25 protein-coding genes are annotated in these 25,421 nt (G+C 42.2%); 10 read left to right on the top strand and 15 right to left on the bottom strand.

Translation table 11 applies throughout. The annotated features are described in order from the left end of the window. Positions 1–58 precede the first annotated feature (58 nt). Positions 59–952: a DMT family transporter gene (locus IEY48_RS16430; protein WP_188922275.1), complete on the bottom strand. Its 894-nt coding sequence runs from the start codon at positions 950–952 to the stop codon at positions 59–61. 133 nt (positions 953–1,085) lie between these two features. On the opposite strand from IEY48_RS16430, the gene IEY48_RS16425 reads away from it, so the two are divergent. Then, positions 1,086–1,574 (top strand): MarR family winged helix-turn-helix transcriptional regulator, encoded by a 489-nt coding sequence (locus tag IEY48_RS16425; protein ID WP_188922273.1) that lies wholly within the window; start codon positions 1,086–1,088, stop codon positions 1,572–1,574. A 79-nt stretch (positions 1,575–1,653) separates the two neighbouring features. Here the strand turns inward: IEY48_RS16425 and IEY48_RS16420 are convergent, their stop codons facing one another. From IEY48_RS16420 to IEY48_RS16410, 3 genes are all read right to left on the bottom strand, one after another. Continuing rightward, positions 1,654–1,905, bottom strand: coding sequence for a DUF2999 family protein (locus tag IEY48_RS16420; protein WP_188922271.1), 252 nt, complete (start codon positions 1,903–1,905; stop codon positions 1,654–1,656). 288 nt (positions 1,906–2,193) lie between these two features. Then, on the bottom strand, positions 2,194–2,583 hold the full coding sequence (locus tag IEY48_RS16415) for a hypothetical protein (RefSeq protein WP_188922269.1): 390 nt from the start codon (positions 2,581–2,583) through the stop codon (positions 2,194–2,196). Then, entirely contained in the window at positions 2,583–4,151 is a 1,569-nt protein-coding gene (locus tag IEY48_RS16410; RefSeq protein ID WP_188922268.1) for a S41 family peptidase, read from the bottom strand. Before IEY48_RS16410 ends, IEY48_RS16415 begins: the two co-directional genes overlap by 1 nt. Positions 4,152–4,363: 212 nt before the next feature. On the opposite strand from IEY48_RS16410, the gene IEY48_RS16405 reads away from it, so the two are divergent. Further along, positions 4,364–5,122: an arginine N-succinyltransferase gene (locus tag IEY48_RS16405; RefSeq protein ID WP_188922267.1), complete on the top strand. Its 759-nt coding sequence runs from the start codon at positions 4,364–4,366 to the stop codon at positions 5,120–5,122. 74 nt (positions 5,123–5,196) lie between these two features. Here IEY48_RS16405 and IEY48_RS16400 read toward each other — a convergent pair whose 3' ends face one another. Further along, the gene (locus tag IEY48_RS16400; RefSeq protein ID WP_188922266.1) at positions 5,197–5,475 is read right to left on the bottom strand and encodes a peptidylprolyl isomerase; all 279 of its coding nucleotides are present in this window, start codon (positions 5,473–5,475) and stop codon (positions 5,197–5,199) included. 86 nt (positions 5,476–5,561) lie between these two features. Continuing rightward, entirely contained in the window at positions 5,562–7,037 is a 1,476-nt protein-coding gene (locus IEY48_RS16395) for a BCCT family transporter (RefSeq protein WP_188922265.1), read from the bottom strand. A 195-nt stretch (positions 7,038–7,232) separates the two neighbouring features. Here IEY48_RS16395 and IEY48_RS16390 point away from each other — a divergent pair, with 195 nt between their 5' ends. After that, entirely contained in the window at positions 7,233–9,326 is a 2,094-nt protein-coding gene (locus IEY48_RS16390) for a prolyl oligopeptidase family serine peptidase (RefSeq protein WP_188922263.1), read from the top strand. 423 nt (positions 9,327–9,749) lie between these two features. Here IEY48_RS16390 and IEY48_RS16385 read toward each other — a convergent pair whose 3' ends face one another. Together IEY48_RS16385 and IEY48_RS16380 are read right to left on the bottom strand one after the other, a co-directional pair. Next, positions 9,750–10,307 (bottom strand): hypothetical protein, encoded by a 558-nt coding sequence (locus tag IEY48_RS16385; RefSeq protein WP_188922261.1) that lies wholly within the window; start codon positions 10,305–10,307, stop codon positions 9,750–9,752. Positions 10,308–10,317: 10 nt separating this feature from the next. Beyond that, the gene (locus IEY48_RS16380; RefSeq protein WP_188922259.1) at positions 10,318–11,139 is read right to left on the bottom strand and encodes a cytochrome c3 family protein; all 822 of its coding nucleotides are present in this window, start codon (positions 11,137–11,139) and stop codon (positions 10,318–10,320) included. Positions 11,140–11,598: 459 nt separating this feature from the next. Between IEY48_RS16380 and IEY48_RS16375 the strand changes: the two genes are divergently transcribed. Continuing rightward, a complete protein-coding gene (locus tag IEY48_RS16375) occupies positions 11,599–12,396 on the top strand; it encodes a winged helix-turn-helix domain-containing protein (RefSeq protein WP_188922257.1) in 798 nt (265 codons plus the stop codon). A gap of 2 nt (positions 12,397–12,398) precedes the next feature. After that, the gene (locus IEY48_RS16370) at positions 12,399–12,920 is read left to right on the top strand and encodes a hypothetical protein (RefSeq protein WP_188922255.1); all 522 of its coding nucleotides are present in this window, start codon (positions 12,399–12,401) and stop codon (positions 12,918–12,920) included. Positions 12,921–13,010: 90 nt separating this feature from the next. On the opposite strand, the gene IEY48_RS16365 is transcribed toward IEY48_RS16370, so the two are convergent. Then, complete coding sequence (locus IEY48_RS16365) at positions 13,011–13,640, bottom strand: acetate uptake transporter (protein WP_188922253.1); 630 nt, start codon at positions 13,638–13,640, stop codon at positions 13,011–13,013. A gap of 865 nt (positions 13,641–14,505) precedes the next feature. On the opposite strand from IEY48_RS16365, the gene IEY48_RS16360 reads away from it, so the two are divergent. Next, positions 14,506–15,012 carry an ACT domain-containing protein gene (locus tag IEY48_RS16360; protein WP_188922252.1) on the top strand — a complete coding sequence of 169 codons (507 nt, stop codon included), beginning with the start codon at positions 14,506–14,508 and terminating at the stop codon, positions 15,010–15,012. Between the two features lie 44 nt (positions 15,013–15,056). Here IEY48_RS16360 and IEY48_RS16355 read toward each other — a convergent pair whose 3' ends face one another. Together IEY48_RS16355 and IEY48_RS16350 are read right to left on the bottom strand one after the other, a co-directional pair. Beyond that, positions 15,057–16,208, bottom strand: a complete 1,152-nt coding sequence (locus tag IEY48_RS16355) for a GGDEF domain-containing protein (RefSeq protein ID WP_188922250.1) — start codon at positions 16,206–16,208, stop codon at positions 15,057–15,059. A gap of 213 nt (positions 16,209–16,421) precedes the next feature. Continuing rightward, positions 16,422–17,426: a phosphotransferase gene (locus IEY48_RS16350; RefSeq protein WP_188922248.1), complete on the bottom strand. Its 1,005-nt coding sequence runs from the start codon at positions 17,424–17,426 to the stop codon at positions 16,422–16,424. Between the two features lie 411 nt (positions 17,427–17,837). Here IEY48_RS16350 and IEY48_RS16345 point away from each other — a divergent pair, with 411 nt between their 5' ends. Both IEY48_RS16345 and IEY48_RS16340 read left to right on the top strand, forming a co-directional pair. Continuing rightward, positions 17,838–19,373 (top strand): peptidoglycan-binding domain-containing protein, encoded by a 1,536-nt coding sequence (locus IEY48_RS16345; protein WP_188922246.1) that lies wholly within the window; start codon positions 17,838–17,840, stop codon positions 19,371–19,373. 222 nt (positions 19,374–19,595) lie between these two features. After that, entirely contained in the window at positions 19,596–20,174 is a 579-nt protein-coding gene (locus tag IEY48_RS16340; RefSeq protein WP_308424901.1) for a porin family protein, read from the top strand. Positions 20,175–20,236: 62 nt separating this feature from the next. Here the strand turns inward: IEY48_RS16340 and IEY48_RS16335 are convergent, their stop codons facing one another. The 4 genes from IEY48_RS16335 to IEY48_RS16320 all read right to left on the bottom strand — a co-directional run bounded on the left by IEY48_RS16335 (position 20,237) and on the right by IEY48_RS16320 (position 24,736). Then, a complete protein-coding gene (locus tag IEY48_RS16335; protein WP_188922244.1) occupies positions 20,237–20,866 on the bottom strand; it encodes a flavin reductase family protein in 630 nt (209 codons plus the stop codon). 13 nt (positions 20,867–20,879) lie between these two features. Continuing rightward, complete coding sequence (locus IEY48_RS16330; RefSeq protein WP_188922242.1) at positions 20,880–21,626, bottom strand: sulfite exporter TauE/SafE family protein; 747 nt, start codon at positions 21,624–21,626, stop codon at positions 20,880–20,882. 131 nt (positions 21,627–21,757) lie between these two features. Next, on the bottom strand, positions 21,758–23,719 hold the full coding sequence (locus IEY48_RS16325; RefSeq protein ID WP_188922240.1) for a putative bifunctional diguanylate cyclase/phosphodiesterase: 1,962 nt from the start codon (positions 23,717–23,719) through the stop codon (positions 21,758–21,760). 120 nt (positions 23,720–23,839) lie between these two features. Continuing rightward, positions 23,840–24,736, bottom strand: coding sequence for a permease (locus IEY48_RS16320; protein ID WP_188922238.1), 897 nt, complete (start codon positions 24,734–24,736; stop codon positions 23,840–23,842). 119 nt (positions 24,737–24,855) lie between these two features. Between IEY48_RS16320 and IEY48_RS16315 the strand changes: the two genes are divergently transcribed. Then, on the top strand, positions 24,856–25,158 hold the full coding sequence (locus IEY48_RS16315; protein ID WP_188922236.1) for an ArsR/SmtB family transcription factor: 303 nt from the start codon (positions 24,856–24,858) through the stop codon (positions 25,156–25,158). 43 nt (positions 25,159–25,201) lie between these two features. Beyond that, a complete protein-coding gene (locus IEY48_RS16310) occupies positions 25,202–25,360 on the top strand; it encodes a hypothetical protein (protein WP_188922234.1) in 159 nt (52 codons plus the stop codon). Positions 25,361–25,421: the final 61 nt, after the last annotated feature.

The following is a 25,421-nucleotide window of genomic DNA, read 5'->3' as shown; positions in this document are numbered from 1 at the left end:
GAATACGCGCCAATAAAAGGATAAGCCTTCACTTATCCTTTTATTTCAACGTGCATTATTATTTTATTAATGCCGAATTACGTAACTTTATTCGTACTACATTGAGTAATGTCGGTGCGATAGAGGCCAATATCATTCCCACCATCAATGTGTATTGATGCGTTGTGTAACTCTCGTTTAGTAATATTGCGCCACAGGCGATACCAGCGATGGGGTTCGCGATACCACCAAAGGTAAAATCAACCACCGACATCCGCTGTAATAACCACACATACATGCTGTAACCCAACACGGTGTTGAGTAAAAGAATCCAAATAATACCGACAGCATTGCCCCAACTAAACTCATTCATCACATTGATATAGGGTTCTGGTGTCAAAAGTGCTTGCATGCCAGAGACTAGAGTCAGTATCACGCCGCCAATAATCAGTTGCCAGGTTAAAATGGTCCACCAATGAATCCGTGAGCCAAGCGCTTTGGTAATGGTGCTGCCAACAATAATGCAGCTTATGGCTGCGAGCATGGCAATGAGTCCTACTGGGTTTAGGGTTATTGAATTAGGGTCAAACAACATCCACGCCAGTATAACTAACACGGCACCACAACAGGCTTGTAAGGCATTGGGGCGCTTTTTACTCACAACCCAATGAAATAGCATTGCAAAAACGGGCACTGATATCATACCCACTCCAGATATTGCCGAAGGAAGGGTCAATGCCATCACAAAAATTAAACAGAAAAATACCGCAATATTAATCGCACCAAGCTTAAATAAAATTGGCCAGTCTGCAGACGCTGGGCGACTGGGTTTTATTGCCAATAATATTAATCCCGCCGGCAATGCGCGTAATGCACTGAGTAATAGTGGTGGCCAGTCTGCCAATGTATATTGGGTTACAGCGTATGTCGTCCCCCAAAAAAAGGCGGGGATCATGGCAAGTAAAATGTTCATCAATAGCCTTGGTGTTAATTTATCTTCACGTAAAGATAAATGGCAGTGTGGACTGATAGCTTGTTTTTGTAAAGTCGCTTTTTATCAAGTATCTTAACGTTAAGATACTTGGTTGTAGATAGTGAGATTGAGCATGGAAGATGTCGATAAAGTGGTTGCGCAATGGGCGACAGAAAAGCCCCATTTAGATACCGTGCCTATGGCATTGCTGGGGCGCTTTTTGCGTTTACACAAACACCTAGAGGCCGAAATATCGGCATGTCATAAGCAATTTGGCTTAACCATGGGCGAGTTTGACGTATTAGCCACGTTAAGACGAAATGGTGAGCCATATATCTTAACGCCTTCGATATTACTGTCGTCAATGATGCTCACCTCGGGCGCCATGACCCATCGCCTAGATAAGCTTGAAGCTAAACAGTTAATTGTGCGCACTCATAGCACTGAAGATCGCCGTAGCGTATCTGTAGGGCTAACCAGCAAAGGCCTTACCGTGATTGATGCGATGATAGAACAACATGTACTCGTGCAGCACAAACTGGTTGCCAGTTTATCCGACAGCGAGGTGCCAGCATTAAACCAATTACTCAAAACTTGGCTAACTGCTTTTGAAGGCGAGTGAGGGGTATTATTAGGTGTTAAAAACGGCCAGAATTTTAGATTCTGGCCGTTTTTTCTCTATTGAGCATCGAACATTGAAACTACTGCTGCAATTGCGCTTTTGCTGCTTCAACTTTCGAGAAATCTAAGCCCAGCTCAACCACGGCTTCTTTGATTAATGCTGGGTTTTGCATCACAAGGGCCATCAACTGTTGCAGTTTTTCTGGTGGAATACCTAATTGGCCAATGGTTGCCATTGCAGCAAATGGATTTTCAGTTAATGCCTGGAAAAGCTCGGTAATTTGAGCGTCAGTGACCTGGTGTTCTTTTAAGATGGCAATAATCGGATTCATTGCATGACCTTGTTTGGTTAAAAGTGAGTAGGGCGAGATTTTATCACGTTTTAGCCTGTTGAGGGCAAGCTCTCTAATGCGGGATACACCTGGTATTATTCGTTTGGTTATATAATCCGGCGAAGTGGTTTCATTGCAGTGTGCGGTGGCGAATGAACGATGGAAAAGTATTACGCTGTCGTGAGTGAATAGTTTAGTGAATTAATGTGTAATAAAAAGGCCAGAGCATATGGTTAATATGTTCTGGCCTTATTGTGTATTAGCTTATATCAAACACTCAATGTGCTGCTATTGCGCGTCTTCAAGCTTACAACGTACTTGCGATAACGTTGTCGTTTTACCGCTTTGCACATGTTCCAATAGGCAACTATCACCTTGTTTTAATAATTGAACCGCGTCAGGTATGTCAGTACTGCGGCCCATTATCAATAACCCGTTGGCATCTTTGTGCGGTGCGCGCTCAATCACTTCCTGGCTGTATTGCGTAAAGGCATTGTCGCTAATCACTACGCTACTGGCGCCTAACAAGATTGCTATTGCTTGCTGTAACTCGGCGTGAGTTTGTGCACTTGGGTTAGTTAATGTTGCAGCTTGAGGCAAAGAAGGTTCCTCGCTAGCTGTCGCCACACAACCCGTTATGATCACCAAGCCAATGAGCCCTATGAGTGGTTTACGCATTATTGCTCCATAGCCTGCGGCGTTAAAATGCGGTTATTAATCAGCACATTTTGATTGCGGGTGTCTTGTAACATAAAGCCTGGGTCAATAAAGGTGTTTTTGGCGGGTGCACGGGCTATCGCCGTAGCGGTTGCCGGACAGCTGTTGTTGTCACGGTAATACAGCGCCGCACTTAACAGTGTTTCATCGCTATCACCTAAAGCATGAGTCAGGTCATCGTCTAGCATACAACCTGGCACTTCACTGTCGACAGTTGGGTTCGTTGATGGGACAAACCCATCTGAATACTCACCGAAGCCTTTGTCATTTACCCCTTTAAATTGAATGGTAAAGTAGGTTGTGTCGCAATTGTCTGTAGGGTAAAAACCGTAAGGTTTACCGCAAGTGGTGTCGCCTAATTGAATCACTTCAATATCAATACCGCGCAATGCATTCATTAATGCCTCACTCGCCGAACAGGTGCCAGGTGTCGTTAATACAAATACTCGGTTAAGGTTTAATGCTGGTAACGAAACACCGCTTTGCAATAATGAGGTGTTAAACCCAAGAGATTCAGAGTAAAACGGCATTGGTGTTAATGTTTGCCCTGTTACTGGGTCGGTAGTTGGGTATTTGTCGTTAAAGCTTGTGCGCTCAAATACACGGTTATTGGTCGCAGTGTCGCCTGCCACCATGTAGGCTAATTGGCTGGCAATAGCTAATAACCCGCCGCCGTTATAGCGAATATCTATCACTAAATCATCAACTTGTGCATTACTCAACGTTGTCATGGCATCATACAAGCCTTTTTCAGCGGTGGCGATATGCGAGTTAAACAGTAAATACCCTACCTTGCCACTGTCGGTGGTAATGGTTTTGGTATTTTGCACTGGGGATGATACTACTGTACCTGCAGTTAAGGTGACACTGCGATCGGTATCGGCATTTAAATCACGCACTACAAACTCAGTTTGCTTACCGCTGTCACTTGGAAATAAACCGGCATTAAGGGTATCAATGCTGTCGCTGTCATTGGCGGTTGCCACATCTACACCATCTACCGAGACAATGATTGCCCCTCGGCTGACACCGGCATCACTGGCGGGTGTATCGGGTTCATTATAGGCAACAGTGACTTGCCTACTTACGCCAGTCGACGCTTGACGTAAGCTTAATGTCATACCATAACCCACTGAAGCGCCAGAGCCATTGAGTAAGTCCCATTCTTCAGTCGACATCGAAAAGTGGAAGTTATCTTTTAAACTACCTGTGTCTGATAATTCTTCTGTTTTGAGTAGGTCAAAATATTCCGCAACACTGTATGGTGCAGGGTCGCGATCAATGATTTCGTCATACCAAAGGTAGGTATCGTTGCTCCACGAGCGTAACCATAATTTTTGAGTCAGAGAGGCTGTGCATTGATTTGCCAAGCTCGAGTAGCTAACAAATTGCCCTTCAACCCATTGAGGTGCTGTTGAGCCAGTATCGACATCATCGCCACCAGAGGAACCTCCGCCGCCACAAGCTGCGAGTAAAAGGCTGGTGCCAATCATTAATGGTGTAAAGGTACTGCGAGAGAGTAACTGCATTAAAATAATCCTTTATTTATCTCAAACCCATTTGGTTGATTTACGTACTTTCGACTTATAACTTTATTACAATTTGGCTCATTTGTAACTCAAGTTTTAGGTAAATGTTAACTAGAATGAGTGTCAGTAATCGTGTAGGCGCAAGGTTTTTATTTGCTGTTTAGCCTTAGCGCGCATTACCATGAACAAAATAAATCATTATAGAGCAGGCTATGCGAGCTTCATTTACCAATTTAACAGTGCCGTACAAACAACAAACGGGTGCCTCTGGGGTTAAATTATTGCTGATCATTTTGGCAACCATGTTAGTGACTGCAGGCCTGACATTTTTTGTTATTCGTACTTATATTTTCCCTTCGCCAATGACACCGGTGACCTTAAATGCCAAAGAGGAGCAAAAGCTGGATCAAAAGCTAACCCAGCTTGGTTGGCAGGTTGACTCGAGCGCGCCAAGAAATGCAACTCATACCAGCAATGCGCCTAATAATCGCAATTCAGTCAATGACAGCTCGGTTAATGCTAATTCGTTTAACGACAATGGCGAGCTCACCCCTCAAGCTTATCGTGAATACGACGCAGACCGTCAAGTGACCTTTAGTGAAAAAGAAGTGAATGCCATGATTGGCCGCAACCCCGATTTTGCCAAGCGGGTGGCCATTGATTTCTCTAATAACCTGGCCAGTGCGACCATGCTTATCCCGATACCGAATGACTTTCCGGTTATGGCGGGTGAAATTTTACGGGTCAATACAGGGCTAGATATCCGTTTAGATGCTAATCGTCGCCCTGTGGTGGCATTAGTGGGCGTGAGTTTAATGGGCGTACCCATTCCTAATGCGTGGCTAGGTAATATGAAAAACGTCAATTTGGTGAGTGAGTTTGGCGATAGAGGCTTTTGGAACACCTTTGCCGATGGTGTCGATGATATTCAAATTCGTGATGGCGAGCTGTACATCAAACTGCGTCAATAAAGACTGTTAATCAATGCCAATGACAGTGGGCATGTATCGCCGTTCACTGTCATCTAAAGGGCTTAAATATTAACCTATGTTCGATAAAGCACTTTTACTACGTGCCAGCCAAATTTTGTTTTAACTAAATGCGGGGTAATTAGCTCACCGTTAAAACAGACTTTATCGAACTGTGGCACCATTTGGCCCTTCTTAAACTCACCTAAATTACCGCCACTTTTGGCCGACGGGCAACTCGAATACTTTTTGGCTAACACATCAAATTTAGTGCCTTTATTCAGCTGTTTGATAATATCTTCAGCTTGAGTTTGGTGTTTTACTAAAATGTGAAGTGCCGCTGCCGTTTTAGCCATGTTACTGCCTATCTATATTGGTTTGAATGGGTCAGTTTAATACTGAGTGAGTATTATACCTGTTTCGTCAGTAAAATAGGTAAAGACTAGTGTTTTAATACATCTCGTATCCAAAATATTACTTGCAAGCTGAGCACTAAGGTAAAGGGAATGGCCCCCACAATCGCGACCTGTTTGTTCAGGTCGACATCGTTAATACTCACCAGTGCAATGGTTATGGCGATTAAAATTATGCTCCACAATATTTTGGCGTCGCGCGTGTCGTTACCGGTTAATAAGCTGGCGATATAAATTGACGAGTCAGCACTGGTTATTAAAAAGGTCACCAACAACAATAGTGCAGCGGCAGACAATAGCGCCCCCAACGGCATTTGCTCAAAAAAACTAAACAGTCCCAAAGTGTATTGTTGGTCAACCGCATCCATAATGGTGCTGGCATAAGGCTGAGTTAATACGCTGCCACCAAACGCTGAAAACCAAATAATTGATGTTATGGTTGGCAATAAGATGGTGCAACTTAAAAATTGCCTAATACTTCGACCTTTACTTATTCTGGCGATAAATGGCCCCACAAACGGTGCCCATGCAATCCACCATATTAAATAAATGACCGTCCAACCTTGGCTCCATTGCTTTGGTTCGCCCACACCAAAAGACATCTGAGGTAACAGTTTAATGTAGTGTAAAGTCGACTCAAGAGTTAATTGTAAGGTGTTTAGTGGATCAACAAGCGCGATAACCAGTACGAGCATCGCGACCATAAATAAACTGTTAAATTGGCTTAAGCGTTTAATACCATTATTTAATCCTGCAAGAGACGATAAGGTAAACAATGCGGCAATGACTAAGATCATCCCTATTCGAAATGCCAACGAGCCAATATCTAATCCTAATGCTTGTTCAACACCGGTTTGGATTAAAGCAATGGTGTTGGCAAACGTACCCGCAATACCAAAAATAATGGCTACCACCGCCAGTAAATCAATCATATTTAACCATTTAGGTTTGTCTGCACTAAAGCTGGCACTCACCCGTAAGCTGCGTTGTTTATTGTAGGCAAACCAGGCCATAACAAGCCCTGCCATGGCATAAATAGCCCAAGCGTGTAGCCCCCAGTGGAAATGGGTAATGGCTAGTGCGCCCGGCACAGATGAGAAAGATTGTTGTAAAAACGCTGGCGGATTCACATAGTGATAAACCGGTTCTGCCACGCCCCAAAATATCAGCCCAGAGCCCATGCCCGCTGTAAATAGCATTGCCATCCAGCTCATAAAACTGAACTCTGTTTGTGCCTCACTGCCGCCCAAGCGAATTCGCCCAATGGGGCTAAAGCATATTACCGTTGCGGTGAGCAGTAATAGGCTCGAAAATTGAATAAATTGTGAGTCAAAATAGTCTAGAAAAAATTGAGTAAATTGGCTTAGCACTGCCAATGTGGCCGTGGGGAAGAGTAATAATAAGCCAGCGATCAGGGTGACGGGTAAATAAAAACCGTATTGCGGATTTAACCAAAAAGGGCGTTTAGTGGTGTCAATGCTGGTGGTCGAGTCTGTTATTGGCATTGGTGGCTCCGATTGGCAATGCATCACTATGCCGTAAATGATTAAAAGAAAAAAGAAATAGGCCTTTGCAACCTTGATTCAACGGGCCGCTCGTAACAGTTTGTAGCAGCTTAGCGATTGAACATCTGCTTAATTGATATAAAGTAACTACACAATAATAAACACACCTAAGCAAACAACAAAAAGGACATTTTAATGCTTAAAAGAATCATACCTTTATGCGTAGCGAGTGCAATGACAATGGCCACACAAATCCAAGCAGAAGAAGACAAGTTTATTTGGTTAGAAGACGTTGAAGGTGCTAAGCCGATGACCTGGGTTAAGCAGCAAAATGATGTGTCTGCGGCCCACATTAAAGGCTATAAAGGTTTTGATACCTTAGTTGCCAATAGCCTTGAGATTCTTAACAACGAAGCGCGGATCCCTTATGCGAGACGCACGGGTGACTATTTTTATAACTTTTGGAAAGACGAAACTCACACTCGGGGTATTTATCGTCGTACCACGATAGAAGAATACGCAAAAGCGGACCCTAAATGGGAAACAGTGCTCGACATTGATGCCCTGGGTAAAGCCGAAGGCGTTAACTGGGTGTATAAAGGCATGAACTGCCAATACCCACAAAATGAACGCTGCTTAGTGTCATTATCTCGCGGCGGTGCCGATGCCGCTGAGGTGCGCGAGTTTGACCTCACCACTAAAAGTTTTGTTGAAAAAGCGCAAAAACCATTTATGGTCGATGAAGCTAAATCGATAGTGAGTTGGATTGATAAAGATACGGTCTTTATTGGCACCGATTTTGGCGACGGTAACAGCATGACTGATTCGGGTTACCCAAGCGTAGTGAAACTATGGAAACGCGGCACACCGTTATCTGAAGCGAAGACCATCTTTACAGGTGATAAAACATCGGTAGCTTCAGCGGGTTACGTTATTTTTGATGATAAAACGCCACTGAATATTATTACCGAAAGCTTAACTTTTTATACGGCTAAGCATTACGTGTATCAAAACGACAAGCTGGTGGCGCTGCCCTTGCCAGCCGATGCAGACATTAAAGGCTACTTTAAAGGCCAGCTCTACATTGAGCTGAAAAGCGAGTTAGTCACCGATAAAGCAACCTTTAAACAAGGTGCCGTTGTGTTTACCCCAGTAGACAAACTGATTGCGCAAAAGCCTGAGTTTAATGAATTTGTATCGCCTACTGCCACAGCTTTTATTTCGCAAATTAACTTCAGTAAAAATGCAGTATTTGTCACCTGGCTAGACGATGTTAAAAGCAAGCTCGTACGGTATACCCAAAACGATAAAGGCCAATGGCAAAGCGACACTGCCCCATTTGACGCCAATGGCACCTTAAGTGTGTTTGATGTTCAGCGCGACAGTGATGAGTTTTTTGTTGATTACACCAGCTTTTTAGAACCATCAACCTTGTATCGTGTTAATGGTGCCACGCTAAAAGCCGACAAAGTCAAAGGCATGCCACAACAGTTTGCTGCTGATAAATTTACAACCAAACAATTTTTTGCTCAGTCGAAAGACGGCACCAAAGTGCCTTACTTTGTGGTCATGGCCAAAGATATAAAGTTAGATGGCAGTAACCCTACGCTACTTTATGCCTATGGTGGTTTTGAAGTGTCGCGTTTACCGTCATACTCGGCCACTGTGGGTAAAAACTGGCTCGAACAGGGCGGCGTGTATGTATTAGCCAACATTCGTGGCGGTGGCGAGTACGGCCCAGCCTGGCATCAGGCGGCGTTAAAAGAGAATCGTCATAAAGCATTTGAAGATTTTGAAGCCATTGCCGAAGACTTAATTGCCCGAAAAATCACCACAAGCCAGCATTTAGGTATTCAAGGCGGCAGTAACGGTGGTTTGTTAATGGGGGCCGCGTTTACGCGTCGTCCTGATTTATATAATGCTGTGGTATGTCAGGTGCCATTGCTCGACATGAAGCGTTATAACAAGCTGTTGGCAGGTGCCAGTTGGATGGGCGAATACGGTAATCCTGATGTTGCTGAGGAGTGGCAATACATTAAAACTTACTCGCCATACCATAATTTAAAACAAGGTGTTAAATACCCTAAAGTGTTTTTTACTACTTCAACCCGTGACGACCGCGTTCACCCTGCTCATGCACGTAAAATGGTCGCCAAAATGGAAGACATGGGGATTGATGTGTTGTACTACGAAAACATTGAAGGAGGCCATGCCGGTGCTGCTGACAATACCCAAGCCGCTGAGCTTATCTCAATGGTGTACGCGTATTTAATGCAGCAACTGCGTTAGTATTTTAGATGTATACCCAAACAACCTGAAGATGCTCGATTTCAGCAAGAATTTACACGCGTTTAGGCAAGGCATTGATTGCGGGTAATGGTGTTCCCTTTCCAAAATCAATAACACAGCATAAACGCGTGTAAAACTTGCCCTTTGGGAGTTTCACCGTGTTCCCACTACGTTGTTGCGTTAATTTATAAGGTACCTACATTACCGCATTAACGCGCCTAGTATTGAAAACACGGTGAAGCTCTGAAACACGTATCTTCAAGTTGATTGGGTATATATAGAAAAGGGCCTCAATGATGAGGCCCTTTTTTGGGATTAGTATTATATTTTAAAAAAGAAGCCGCAGCATCGACCCTGCGGCTTGAGGCCATTACCTAGTAAAGGGGGAACTAGCTATAACCCTTACTAGGGTGGGGGAAGTCATCATTCATCGGCAGCAATCAGGGTGATTTCATTACTGACATTTGAACCATGAATTTGTACTGCCACTTTGAACACTTCAACAGCGCCTGCAGCGGCTTTGCTTTCTAGGTCTAAATCAATAGCATTAAAGGTATATTGACCTTCGGTATCGGTTTCTTCTAATAAGCCCGCACAATTTTCAGCATCGGTTTGATCACAGCCAAAGCTTTGAGATACATGCCAACGTTTCCATGCTTTTGCCTTGGTTGACGGTGACGCTGGGTCAGGAAACCCAAAATACACAATCTCATACTCGCTAGCATTGGTAATGGCTTTACCATCAGCATTGCTTAAAGTGAATGTTAATGCCCCTGTTGCCGCATCAAATGAGTCAAGTTGCATTGAGATATCAGTTGCTTCATTAACATCAACGGCTTCACTCACAGGATCGACTACCACAGGTGGCACAACCACAACCGGTGTATCATCAACAATGGTATCTTCATCATCGTTGTCGCTACCACAACCAAAAATTAGCAAACTACTGGCTAAAATGGCGCTAAGATATTTGATCTTCATAATGCGCTCCTTAATTGAAATGTCCTGTATGGCAAGTGGTACATTCCATATCGGTTTTAACGCTGGCAGCAGAGCCCATAGTTGAACTTACGCCATGACAAGACTGACATGCTTGCGCTTCAGTTGATGGTGTTGCGATTTCTAATAGTGAAATATCTTCACCAGCATAAGCGCGGTTAAGTAACTCAACAATGTAGTAAGCCATACTAGCTGACAGACGTTTGCAGCGTTCACCTTTCAACGCAAACTCTTTGCCTGATGCGGCTGACCAGTTACTGATAGAAGAGTGGCACAATGGGCTATTGGCAATTGAGGTTGCGCCTACTTCAAGTGATTTTGCTTCTGTTGAACCAATACCAGCAACAAATTCATCTGAAGACAATGGAAGATCCGTCGTTTCATAGTAACGGAACGATGCGCCAATAATTGAGCTGTTTTGACCGTTAATATCATCAAGAATATTAATCAACATGCCAGAAGCATTTAAGTTACCGCAAAGAGTACCTTGACCCACAACACCTGCCCAACCATAACCCGCTAATGCAGTAGGGATAGTGGCAAATTTAGACGCGTCAGCACTGTCAGATGCCGCAAGCATAGTAATAATGGCGTGGAATACCTGGTGCATACAGCCACCACCAGTTTCATAAGCGAGTTTGGCGGTTGCCATAGCATCGAGTGGTGCGTATTTTAGTTTTTCCCCTAACTCTAAACGGTAATTTCCGTCAGTGTCTGTCGCTGCAAAAGCCGACGTGCCCATTAAAGTCGCCCCAGCAGCGGCGGTGCTTATACCAATAATTTGTGTCAAAGCTTGACGTCTGTTTATGCTCATAATAATCACCCTTTTACTCATCGTTTTTTTATCAATCCCAATCATTAATGTTGGGAGTTTGGTGTTGTTAGCAAACTATGCTTGGCAACTTGTTGGGTATAACGATAAGCGATGGAGTTATTAATGATGTGATTCAAAGCAGATAAAAATACTCGATTGAAAATTGCAGTTTTAGCATTATTGAAATCGATTTATTGAGAGTTCATTTGCATAAAATGACGCTGTAACGTGATTTAAGTCACCTTATTTATGGCATTTATGCATATTTATTGCCGAATACCGCAACTTTAAAATCATGAAATGGTGTGATCATTCTCACGCATCTATAAGATTGTAAAATTAAACGCTTACTTTTGTTAAGGAATAAAGCGCTTAGATAACAGGATCACAGAATTCATCAGATTTTTTGCATACACTTTAACAGTCGTAATTTGAGTCATATATTGAGGCGGTCAAAAAATGCTATTAGGCCATTGTAGGTTTGATATCGGCAAGGGAGATTTGATTAACCAGGACACAGACGTTGTTTGGCATTTACCTCGCGCCGAGTTGCACGTGCTGAGTTTGTTGGTGGAGTATCAAGGTAACGTTGTTGCCAAGTCCTTGCTGGAGTCAGGCCACGAAGACGATTCTCATTTAAGTTCTGCCTCGGTAGCAAGAGCTATTTTTACCTTGCGCTCATTTCTTGGGCCGCAATATGAAAGCCTAATTGAAACCGTTAAAGGGCAGGGCTATATGCTCAGGGCTCATCGTGCGCGTAAAGAAACCACTAGTACATGGTCGGCCCCGTTTATACGGCTGCAACAGGTATTACTAATGGTCATTGTATTGGTCGCACTGCTGTTAGCGGGCCTATGGTGGTTTAACCAACAACGCCATACCGTTAACCCTGTACTTCCATTGAGTGTGGAGACGGTTACCCTTAAATCTGAACAGCAAGTGGATGTGATTTTATACTCGCTTTCAAACACCAATAATGAATTGCTCATAGCTCAAGCGCAGCAGTTAGTGCAAAGCTTACAACAGTGTACGGTAACAATATGGAGCAGAGTATTTTTATCGTTATCGCATGACAAGCAAGTGCTTAATATTACCCTGAGGGGCGATCATTTTGGTCAGTCTCTTATCCGTAATTTAAAAATAAGCGATTTGCGTCAACCCAAGCAATTTTTGACCCCACAGTGGTTAGCACAATTGAATATTTGTAGTACCTCAAATGGTCGTGTCGCGCCATCTAATCAGCTGCAAGGAGGCTAAGCATGACGAGAAAAGGGTTATGGGTCATCAATATTGTGATTCTTTTATGCCTATTAGGTAGTGTGGGTACGATTTACTCGCTCACCTCCAAGCCGACTAACTTTATGTTAAGTTGCAGTTCTGAATTGTTTAATCATGGTGCGACTGGCTCAGAAAGTGATCACTATCTGCTGGTCGATCTTGTATCTAAAGATGGTTTAGCCCAAATTAATTATCGGTATTATGACCTAGAGGGCAACTCGGTGGGTACTTTAGCGATGGCGGGTAAGGTTAATAAAGTCGATACAGAGCGGCAAATGTTTGATGTTTCAGTGACGACAAAACAAGAATACACTGGTAAAAATGGCCAAAGTACACCAGCACACTATGAATATTTATCTTATATTAGTGGCCTTAATCTTAATCAAAGTGGTATGCACTCGTTAAGTGTCCAGGTGCTTGAGCGTGATGAAACCAAAGACTATGCAGTAGTATTATTTCAGCCCAGTAATACTGTTTGTGGCTGCCGTTTAGTCAATCAATAATAAAACAAAAAGGCCGATGCAATTTATGCATCGGCCTTTTTGTGACTTAAATTTAGCTTATGACAAAGTGATGATTAATGTTGCCAATGCTTATGCGTTAACTGAGTGCAGTGTCACTGGCTCAGCTTCAACCTGCAGTGGCTTAACATCAGCGTTAACTTTAGTTAACTCACCTACGGGTAAAATAGTGCGGCCATATTCAACGTTAAGCACCTGTGCCATGGCGAAGTAAATTGCACTAGCACCACAAATAATGCCTTCAAAACCGGCAATCGTGCCGATTAATTCATTGCCAGTAAAATCGCGTACAGCCAATAAGAAAAATAATACGGTTAATGAGGCAAAGACAAATTGTTTAGCGCGTGGGTAGCGTAACGAGCCCACAAACATAAAGGCGGTAAATGTGCCCCATAATGTTAAATACCAGCCCATAAAGTGTGCAGGGCTTGCTGCAACGCCCATGTTTGGCATCAAAATTAGCCCAACTAAGGTTAACCAAAATAAGCCGTATGAGGTAAATGCGGTAGTACCAAAAGTATCACCGCGCATAAAGCACATCATGCCCACGATAACCTGGCCAATACCACCGTAAAAAATCCCCATTGCAAGGATCATCGAATCAATTGGAAAGTAGCCAGCATTGTGAATATTAAGCAGTATGGTGGTCATGCCAAAGCCCATTAGCCCTAATGGAGCTGGATTCGCAAATTTTGTAGACATCGTGATCCCTTATGGAAAAGTTCAACAACTGAAAGTTAATCGGTACCCCTATTGGGTAAGGCGCGCATTTTAGAGAAACCCCACCCGGGTAGCAATAAGCCGTAATGGGTATATGGGCAAAAACAAAAAAGTCGAATATTATCATTTTAAAACAATGGCTTAGTGTTGATTTTTTTGAGGTGCTGATTTTGAGATGAGTATCAGTGTTAATAAGTTATTAAAATTCATATAGATACAAAGACTAACTATGAGTATGTGACATGGCTCAACTGGCATGCATTGATGTGATCTTTTTCATAAACCCCAGCAGGTCACCCTCAGTTAGCGAGACTATACTTAGCGGTATGATGGACAATTTGTGACACGAGTGGCATTAAAAGAGTAAGTTTGCAGCCGCTTGCAAAAAGCGTCATTAGTGTATTTTTTTGTGTAATTTAACCTGAGCTCGAGATAATAAACGCCTTTCAAACAGCCCTTTGCCCTGCTAACTGCGTTGAATCGACTTACAATAGGCTAGCTATTGACGCGTCAATTCGCCTTGTTAGCAGAACAAATGACAAGCTTGAAAGTGAGAAGGGGTAACATGTTGATTTTAAATAGCATAAGTTCATTCTTTATCCCTAGCTCTGGTTAATTTAATCGCTTTAACGGCAAACCGCATACATTCAAGCTGTTTTATTTTGTCATCAAACTTACTGCCTTATTTAAATATTCCATCATGATTTACGCTTTGTGCTGTATGTATTTTATTCATTTGTGTTCTAGGGCACAGACGTATTTTATCGGGCCAGTTAGTCTGGTTTTACAATGAGCTAAAAATGGAATAAACCTGCGTTATACGGGAATTTTGATCATCGGAGGTTATATGCAACATAAATTTATTACGACAGTTTTGGGCACACTAAAACCTAATTTACTGCAATCATTAGCCCAGGTGAGTCGCGAAATGGGGGCCAGTTGGGAAACCAGTAAAGTGATTAAGCTCGATGGCCAATTTGTGGCTATGATGCGTGTGATGATCGATCGAGATAAAGAGCAAGCATTAAAGCAAGCTTTAGAGCAACAATTTGCCGCGCTGACTTTTGTGTATGCAGAGTATGAGCAGCAAGCCATTCACTTTTCGACAGAGTGTAAGCTTACATTAGATTGCAACGACCGTTCAGGGTTGACCCACGATATGAATGCTATTTTGAACGACCTTGAAATTAGTGTTGATCATCAAGAATGCTACCGGGTGCAAGTGACCAGTTTAGGTAAAACAGTTTACAGCGCCAAGTTGACGTTGCGATTACCTGAAAATGTCACCATGGAGTTGCTATTGTCGCAGTTAGAATCGTTGAGCGATAACGTCAGAATAGACGTTGAAAAATAGCTTGTTGCACTAAAATAATTTAACCCTAATTCGGGCGAGTTAACTTAGCTAAACACCACTTTATTTCTGCCACTGCTTTTGGCTTTATAAAGAGCTTTGTCGGCAAGGTTAATCGCCTGTTCAATTGAAATGTCTTTTTCACCTAGTTCTACCACACCAAAACTTGCCGAAATCTGAATGCGTTGTTCATCAAAGTGTATGGGAGTGTTTTGGATCATAATGCGTAATCGCTCAGCGACATCTGTCGCATCGTCGCAGCATGTGCGGCCGATTAAAATCACAAACTCTTCACCTCCCACCCGCGCCATTAAATCGTCTTTTTTAATATTCTGTTTAATTAACTGGCTGATAGACATTAATACTTGGTCGCCACCGGCATGGCCAAATTGGTCGTTAATGGTTTTAAATTTATCGATATCCCAATATATCAAACAAACATGTTGGCCTTGTTTTTGTAACTCGTGCATTTTCTGTTTTGCTTGGATATAAAAACCACGACGATTTAAGCAGTTAGTGAGTACATCTGTCATGGCGAGTAATTTCATTTCTTCAGCTAAATCAGAAGCCAACATATAAATCACAAATACTGACATGCCCACATACGCCGCAGGCAAGGCGGTAAAATTAACAATCGAATATAGTTTTATGAGTTCAACATCCATATTGCGTCCTTGCGATAAGGCAATACTGGCAGCAATAAACAAACTTATCGCAAACACAAAATGCATCACCGAAGTGCCGATTTCAGCCGGGCGAGATTTTGTACGATGTCTAATGATGACGACACTGGTAATGAGTAGAAATATCACATCAACAAACAAATACAGTGACATCTGCATGCCAATGAAGGGATCAATATAGGTAAAGTAAAAGGTTAGCGCGACACCCACCCCTCCCAAACTCAATAAGGCTGAAGTGGGAATAGGCGTTTTAGTGCGTAAACAATGCCCCTTGGTACCCAGCACGACAGACAGCATCGACAGGGTACAACCCATCATCCAATACAAATTGTGCGACAGAAATAGGCTTTTAAATATGGTGTTGGCCCAAAGGGCCGTAGAGGCTAAAAAAGACAATGAAAACATCAAGGCATACTTTTGCCTGCCCATGGTTTGCCAGGTCATGAAAAAAATAATCGACAGTAAAATACTCGAAAAAAACAAGGTGATTAAAATATAGGTAAATGGGCTTTCCATAAATACTTTCCTAGCGCCTAGTTTGGTCGCCGTGCATTATCGATAATGGTTTATTGGTACTTATCACTATGAGAGCACGGCATGTTCAGACGAGATAGTTTGCTGGCAGCCAATACACAGGCTGTTTTAATCGATAGTTAGATAGTTATAAACTGTAGTCGTCAACAATCACCTTAGCCAATGACCGCAGGCGATCAATGATTAACTGCTTAATTACTGACCAGAGTGAGGCGTGGTAAGTTGTTTAATGGCTTGAGTGGTGAGCGCTTCGGTATAAGCATTTATTTTAACGTGTTCAACACTCCAACCTTTCACAAAACGTTGAAAATCAGCCCACGCAACACAATATAAAGGCCGCCAAGCTTGCTCAAGCGCTTGCGAGTTGATGTGTGGGTTAAACTTAACAAGTCCTTGTGTTAACGCAGTAAAATAATGCTCGAGATAATCATTAATGGTGTCCTCTGACTCATTAAAATTCAGTGTGCTACTGAGCAGCATAATGACATCTTTCATACCGCAGCCCTGGCCAACATATTGAAAATCGACAGCAGCAACGCGATCGTCTGCACTGAAGCAAAAATTGGCTAACTTAGCATCCCCATGTACCAGGGTTTGAAATGGGCATTGCGTTAACGTTTGGTCAATCAGTTTGGCTGCCGATTTTAATGGGCCATCAGTTAACGCCGCGAATTCGTCTGGTCTTGTGTCTAAATGCCAATATGTACCCACAGGCCAAAGCCCTTCTGGGGTAACTTGCATGTATTGAGCATGAAAATTTGCTAACCAAGATAAACAGGCTTTTATTTGGGATGGGGTGGCTGTCGTTTTGACCTGGGTAAAGCCAATTGTGTGTAAATCTTGCAGTACTAATAAGGTTTCATCGCTGTGTTGTTCTACATATAAACACTTGGGCAAAGGGGTTAATGGCTGCGTATGTTTATTGGCATAGTGTTGATACCAATTTACTTCAACGAGGTAAGAGTGCAATTTACGTTGATGCGACAGCAAAGTATTCCAACCGCGAGGGTGAGATGAAGGTTGTGGTAAATTGATGTATTTAACAATCACAGATGGGAAAGGCATACCACTGACATAAGCCCGAAATAAATAACCGTAATCCCCCCAAAGAGGTTGTATCAGTTCAATTTGACTTATATGGCTGGCACCAATCGCCAAGCTTATGCGCTGTAAAACCTTGTCTGCAATTTTCAAACTCATTCCTTACTTATAAACGCTATTGCTAAGCGGCTTTCGAGAGGCCAATTCTCTCACATTATAAAAATTTAATAATTCTTTCTGTATGGGTTTTGGTGAATCAAAAACGCTTAAAAATAATCTAAATCCAAATTAAACCATGATGTTTTAATACTCAGCCTAACGTTTGTTTTAAAACATTTTGTTAACACAGTTTTGTTTTAATTTATAAACAATTGTTTGTAAATAATGACAAAAAAATGCCCCTTAAAGCTTCACGTCATTACAAGTTATTGTTTATGTTAATCTTGGGTGTTTTTTGTGAGCAAGGTTGTATAGTCAGTAATTTGACGCTATCCTGTGCGCAAAATGTAACAAATGTTTACATATTGTTACATTTATTGTCGAGACTGCCTAAACAACCCAGGAGTAATCATGGCCACTGCAAGGACAACCATTTTCAAACTGAGCACACTTTCTGCTGCGTTATTATTGACTGCATGTAGTAATTTATCTCAACCAGCCAATGTATCTGTATATAACGCAGAAGAGTTAGAGCAACGAAACACTGCCTTGCTAGAAAGAGAGAAAGCCGTCGCAAAGCGTGAAGCGCAGGCACAAGATGCATTAACGGTTAAAACCAGCCCAGAGGGTGAGTTGTTACCACCTAATGCGACACCTGGTGAATGTTATGCACGTGTATGGGTTGAGCCAACTTACCAAAACTACACCGAAACCGTGATGGTAAAAGAAGCCAGTGAAAAGGTTGATATTGTGCCAGCACAATATCAACAAGTTACTGAGACCATTGAGGTGCAACCTGCAAGTTACAAAATGGTTGCTGTACCCGCAACTTATGACGTAGTTACCGAGCAAAAATTAGTTCGTGCAGCAGGTGAACAGTGGTTAGTTGACTTACGTAAAGGCAGTGCGCCAGCCAGTGCAGAGTTATTAAAAGCCGCTAGCGATCATGGTATTAACCTTAATAATGCCACAGCCGGTATGTGTTTCCACGAACATTATATGCCAGCACGTTACGAGCAAAAGGGTGAGTCTGTATTAGTTGCTGAAGCTTATGAAGTTGTTGAAACTATCCCAGCTGAATTTCGCTGGGTAGAAAAGCGTATTTTGGTTAAAGAAGCCAGCACCCGTATGGAGCAAGTCGCTGCGCAATATGAAACGGTGACCGAAGAAGTTGTCGACGTACCGGCTCACACCATTTGGAAAAAGGGCGTAGGTCCAATTCAAAAGATTGATGAAGCCACAGGCGAAATCATGTGTTTAGTTGAAGTCCCTGCCACTTATAAAACGCTCACTAAGCGCGTATTAGTGTCACCGGCTACCACTCGCACTGTAGATGTTCCTGAAGAATACGAAACAGTACGTGTACAAGAGTTAGTGAGCGAAGCCAAAGAAGTTCGTACTCAAGTACCGGCTAAGTACAAAGATGTACAAGTGACTCAAAAAGTCGCTGACGTTGAGTTTGTATGGCATGAAGTGCATAACGACGAGCATCCAAAAGCGACGCGTACTGGTAATAAGATTTGTTTAACTGCCACGCCAGCGGAATATGAAACCGTCAGTCGTCGTGTTGTAGTCAGCCCAGCAACGACTCAGCGTGTCGACATTGAAGCTAAGTATGAAACGATGAACGTGACTAAGTTGGTTTCTGCAACCAAAGAGTTGCGCACAGAAATCCCAGCTGAATTTGAAACCGTGTCACTGAGCCGTATTGATAAAGATGGCTTCATGGAATGGCGTCCAATTTTATGTGAAACCAACATGACACGCTCAACCATTACCGATCTACAACAGGCATTAGCAACTAAAGGCTATAACCCTGGCAAGATTGATGGCGTAGTGGGTGTTGATACCATTAAAGCGGTCAACGCGTTCCAAAAAGATAATGACTTACCTACCGACAAGTACATCAATATCGAAACAGTAAAAGCATTAGGCGTTAGCCTTTAAGTTAGCTTTTATTGACTAAAATAGCCCAAGTGGCAGCCTGATTTAGGCGATCACTTGGGCTTTTTGCTGTCTGTCTTTGGCTCATCTCAGCAGATTTTATCGAGTGGATAAATCGATGTGTTAATCTTATTTCATCGCAATAAAAATAGTCATATTAACTATTTACGTTTGTTTCCTTTGTAGTATGATGCTCGCGCTTTTTATCAATATCATTAAGGAACAATGATGTACAAAATCTCTCTTTTAGCCACAACCTTGTGCGCTGTTTTAGCCGCTCCAGCCTTTGCCAACACGGATACACATTCATCAACATCAGATAACAACGGTTTTTATATTGGTGGTGCAATCAATAAAACAGAGCTCGGTTCTGGTGATGCTAGTGGCTCAGCCGATGCGACAGGTTTTGGGATATACGGTGGTTATCAGTTTAACGATTGGTTTGGTTTAGAAAGTAACTTTTTTGCTGCAGATGTCGGTGAAGACGGCCTTGATGTGGTTGCTGGTGCACTCACCTTTACCCCAACATTCACTGCACGTTTTAATGAAACGCTTTCGGTTTTTGCTAAAGTGGGTGTGGCATCAATGGCGGTTGTTGTTGATGGTTACGGTGAAGACTTTACCGCTTCGGGCTTCGGTTTTACCTATGGTATCGGCTTAAACGCCGCAATAACTGAAAACCTTAATCTTCGGTTAAGTTACGATATGAGCAAAGGCGATCTTGATATCGATGAATATGGCTATATTGATGATATTGATACTGAAATTGAACAATTAGCATTGGGTTTACATTACCAGTTTTAATTATCGGCTCGCAGTACTCTAAAAATTAAGGCTACCAACAGGTAGCCTTAATTGTTTCACGCTTATAGAGTAGGGCGATGTAAGTCGAAACGTTGCTCGTCTGAAATCCCGTAATAAGCCGATGGTCCGCCAGCGCGTAACACAGGTTCTGCTAAGGCTGTTTGGTAAATGCCTTCAGCACTGAGTAAGTGCTTTTCAATGTGTACTGCAACCACTTCACCCAGCACTAACCAGGTATCAATTTTGTCGCCATTAGCTGCAGTGAGTTGAATATATTGGGTTAATTTACATTCAAAGTTGACTGGGCTTTCGGCGACTCTATCTGCCGCGACAATATTACCGGCTACGGGTGTTAACCCTGCAAATTCAAACTCGTCAGTACCGCGAGGCAACGCCGCTGAGGTTAGGTTCATTTGCTCGGCTAAAGTGCGAGTGGTTAAGTTCCACACAAACTCGCCTGTTTCAACAATATTGGCCACACTGTCTTTCCAGGCAGTACTGGCAAAACCAATGAGCGGAGGGTCATAGTTAAAGCAGTTAAAAAAGCTATAAGGGGCTAAGTTTCGCTGCCCCTGGGCATTACGCGTTGAAATCCAGCCAATAGGGCGTGGGCCAATAATCGCATTTAATGGATTATGCGGTAAACCATGGCCTTTACGAGGTTCATAAAAAAATCGTTCATTTGTGTTCATGACATGTCCCTTTTTACGACTGCAACAACGCGCTCCATAATAAGCGCAGACCCACAACTATCATCAAACTTAATATAACTTGCTTAAAGTGTTTTTCACTAAATTTATCTTGAATACGCAAACCTAGTTTTACCCCCATCCAAGCAATAGGCGCAAGCATTACCGACACCGTTAAATTGCTCAAATTGATTTGCCCTAGCATGGCATAAGGGATGAGCTTGACTGCATTGACTACGGCAAAAAACATCACAGCAGTACCAAGATATTGAGTTTTGGGTAAGCGTAGCGGGATTAAGTAAGCATTGAGTGGTGGCCCCCCGGCATGGGCAACAAAGCTGGTAAACCCTGCAAGCGTGCCGCATATTCGGCCAATGAAGGCTGACGGTTTACGCTGCGACCACTCACCAAATGTTAATCCATATATGCCAAAGCCTAATGAAATAATGCCCAAAAGTCCGCGAAGGTACTGCTCATTAAGTTGATCAAACAATAAATAAGCCACCGCAATACCGACAATGGCCGCGGGCAGTAAAATCAATAATTGCTGATTGCTTTGTTTATTCCACCACGAGCGGACACTTAAAAAGTCCATGTATACAAGCAAGGGTAACATCACCGCCGCAGCCGCAGCAGGGCTGATGGCAAGAGCTAATAACGGCACTGTTAACCCTCCTGCGCCGCCAGCAAAGCCTGATTTAGAAATGCCGGTAATGAGCACTGCAGGTATGGCGACAAGCCAAAATATTGGGTCGGTTAACACAGGTTTTCTCCACTACAGTCATCACTTCAACGTTATAATACCACTGCCATACATTTATTGATTAGCTTAATAAATCAGATTGTTAGGGGTTCCAGCTGACAAGGTATACATTTTCAACGAACGTGATGTGGTTAAGAACTCACGGGATTAAATAAAACAGAGGTGAGTTGATTACCAGAGTGACGTTGTAACTTTATTTCTAAAATTTCAAACTCTAGTGGCTTATCAAATAAATAACCTTGTAAGTAATGGATCCCCAACGCAGTTAAGGCATTAGCTTGTTGTTGATCTTCTACGCCTTCAGCAATAACACGGTAACCAAGCCCATGAGACATCACCATAACGGCCTTAACAATATCAATGCCATTTAGATGCAAATTAGTGATGAATGAACGATCAATTTTGACAAAATTGATATCTAGGTCTTGAATTACCGACAATGATGAGTAACCAGTACCAAAATCATCAATCGAAATCTGAAAGCCTAAAACTTGTAACTCTCTGACCATATTAATTAGATTCAGTTTATCATTTGAAAATACGGATTCCGTGATTTCAATATGGACATTGCTCGGAGCAACATTGTGTAATCGGACAATATGGTAGACTTTATTAACAAAATCGACGTCTTCAAATTGAATAATCGACACGTTAATGGCTATTTGCAATCTTGGATTTATTTTGTGTAATGCCGTTAAGCGCCGCATCGACTCTTCTATTACCCAATAGCCAATTTCTTTAATCGCACCATTTTTTTCTGCCAGAGGGATAAACACTTCGGGTGAAATCAATGCGCCCTCAAAATCCCATCTTAATAATGCTTCAACAGTCGCTATGTCACCGGTTGTTGATTCTATAATGGGTTGATAAACAAGGTGCAATTGCTTTTCTGCTACGGCTTGGGCAATCCCTTTGCTTAAATGCATGTCATATTTAATTTTTTGCTTTAATTCACCGCTAAACATTACATAATCACTATTATCGCCACCTTTACGACTGTACATCGACAAGTCGGCCAAACTAATTAAATCTGAAAGAGATTGGCCGTGTTCGGGATATGTCGCTATTCCGATAGAGCAGTCCATATTTATGACGTGTTGCGAGGTTACAATGGGTAGGTTGATATATCTTTTTAGCGTGACAGCCAATTCAGCAAAGCGATAGTGCGATGTTTTATGCGCCAATATTATAAATTCATCACCGCCCCAGCGACAGATAATTTCATCATATTGACAGGCTTGTTTAATTCGTTTTGCTACTTCGCAGAGTACCTCATCGCCAACTTTATGGCCAAAGTTATCATTGGCTTGCTTAAACTTATCTAAATCTATAAAGAAAATAGCATAGCTAGCTTTTGGCTCCATAAGTGAAAGTTGTTGATTAGCCGTTTTGATAAATGCGCGGCGATTCAATAAATGGGTGAGAGGATCATGCTGGCTTAGTTCGATGACTTCTTGTGTTCTCTTTTCGACCTGTTGTTCCATATTTTTTAAAAGTGAACTGTGTTCAGTACGTAACATAATAGAATGCTTAGTAAAGTCGGCCGCAGTTTTGGCGATAGAGAACATAACAAAAGCATAGGCTAGCCCTAAATATCCCAGCATTTGATGTGCTGGATTACCACCGATAATCATTTGAATTGAAAAGGGAACTAACAATAATAACATGTATATTTGTGATACCAGTTTATTGCCAGACAGTATCGTTGAAGCCCCTCCAGCCATTGCTGACACAATCACTAAAGCAGAAAATAATTCATTAATTCCGAGCCTATTATAAAAAAACAGGCAAAAAAAGGTCCAAAAAAATGCAGTTAAGATCGCTCCAGTACTATAGCGGTATAAGTCATTTTTCGACCCCAGGATGCCTTTGCTGACGCGTTTTAACCACAAAAATGTATCGAATGAACGAAAGGCCATTAATACTGATAAGCACAACCACCACAATAATTTATCATCCGATGCAGTTTGACTTTTAAACCCAAAAGCCAAACCCGCAGATGCTATTACAGTAGCGGTAATACCAGGGATCGCACTACGGTATAATAAATTTATTTGGTCATTTAATATTTGTGGGTCTTCTTGTTCGTGCATGAACATGTATACCGTAGGCATGATTGAATAATTGCCAGTATACTTCTCATGTTTAAAAATACTACATTCAAGGGCTGTATTATGTGTTACTTATATTCGTTTTGAGCGCTAGGTTACAAATTAAAACAAAAATTGATATAGGTAACCAGCCAACACTGCCATAGACAAAATAACTGCCAGAAATACGATAACTAAAGCATTTTTAAAAATGGCTTTAAGTAAAATTACCTCCGTTAAACTGGCGCCCGCGCTGCCAATAATCAGTGCCATAACCGCACCCAGCCCCATACCTTTTGCCGCTAATGCAGCACTTAACGGAATAACCGCTTCTGCACGGATGTATAGCGGAATACCAATCACTGCAGCCACAGGTATCGCAAATGGATTATCACTATTGGCATATTTAGCCACTAACTCGGTTGGCATAAAACCATAAATTAATGAGCCTATTGCAATACCGCCAATTAAATACGGTAAGACTTTTTTAAAGTCGCTCCAGGTACTTAGCCAAATGGCTTTCCATTTATTGATGGGTTCAGATTTACCCCCACAAGTGGATTGACACCCTTTTGCGGCAGGGGCTAAGTAGGCTTCTGGTTTAATGTACTTTTCAAAACCAAGCTTTTCTAAGCTGATGCCTGCAATAACCGAGACCCCCATGGCGATGACAAAATAAAATAAGGTCACCTTAAGTCCAAATGTCACCGCAAATAAACCAATAATGATGGGGTTAAGCAAAGGGCTGGCAAACAAAAATACCATCATGGTGCCAAACCCGGCTTTGGCTCTTAATAAGCCTTTTAAAAATGGGATAGTTGAACAAGAGCAAAAGGGGGTTATGGCCCCTAAAAATCCTGCAATAACATAGCCTTTTCCGTGTTTGTCGCTCAAAATGGCTTGGATTTTATGCGGCGGAATATAAGTTTGCAGAACCCCGACTAAATAGCTGATCAGTAAAAATAACGTGGTTAATTCTACGGTTAAAAACACAAACATATTTAAGGTTTCTTGCAGCATAATAATGGCCTAAATTTGTAAAACTATATTTCTGGAATAATCGAAATATATAGTTCAATGATAGCGAGAGCAAGTTATTTCTAGTATTATCGAAATATAAATTTTATAAAGGTGTCGTTATGGATATCGATTTTATTGCTAAAGCATTGAAAGAATTAGGTCATCCTACAAGATTGATGATTTACCGTGCGGTTGTACGTGCGGGCTATCAAGGTATTGCTGTGGGTGGTTTACAGCAAAAACTAAACATTCCTGGGTCGACATTATCACACCATGTGTCTAGCTTAATGTCGGCAGGGTTAATGACACAGCGCCGCGAAGGGAGAACGCTATTTTGTATTGCAGAATATGATACCTTGCAGTCAGTCATTGGTTTTTTACAAGACGAATGTTGTGCTGATGAGCAAAAGCCAGCGCTATAAACCTGGCCGCTGAATATATTAAGGAATAAAAGGGCAAACCATTATGATTTCATTGGATGAATGGCAACAACACGGACAGTTTGAGCAACTTAATGGTCAGCAAATCTTTACTCGTACTGAAGGCCAGCCCTCTGCGCCTAATGCCGCTCGCTTAACAGTGAGCGGCTCTTTTCTTATGGGGGTAGCGTGGTGCTTTATATAGCACTTGTCTTGGAAATGGTTTCCGCTTTCTTTTTTTCGGTAGGATTAATCGCTTTCCGTTT

The organism is Shewanella saliphila (assembly GCF_014648295.1).
Taxonomy (GTDB): Bacteria; Pseudomonadota; Gammaproteobacteria; order Enterobacterales; family Shewanellaceae; genus Shewanella; species Shewanella saliphila.
This window is presented reverse-complemented; position numbering and strand designations above follow the sequence as displayed.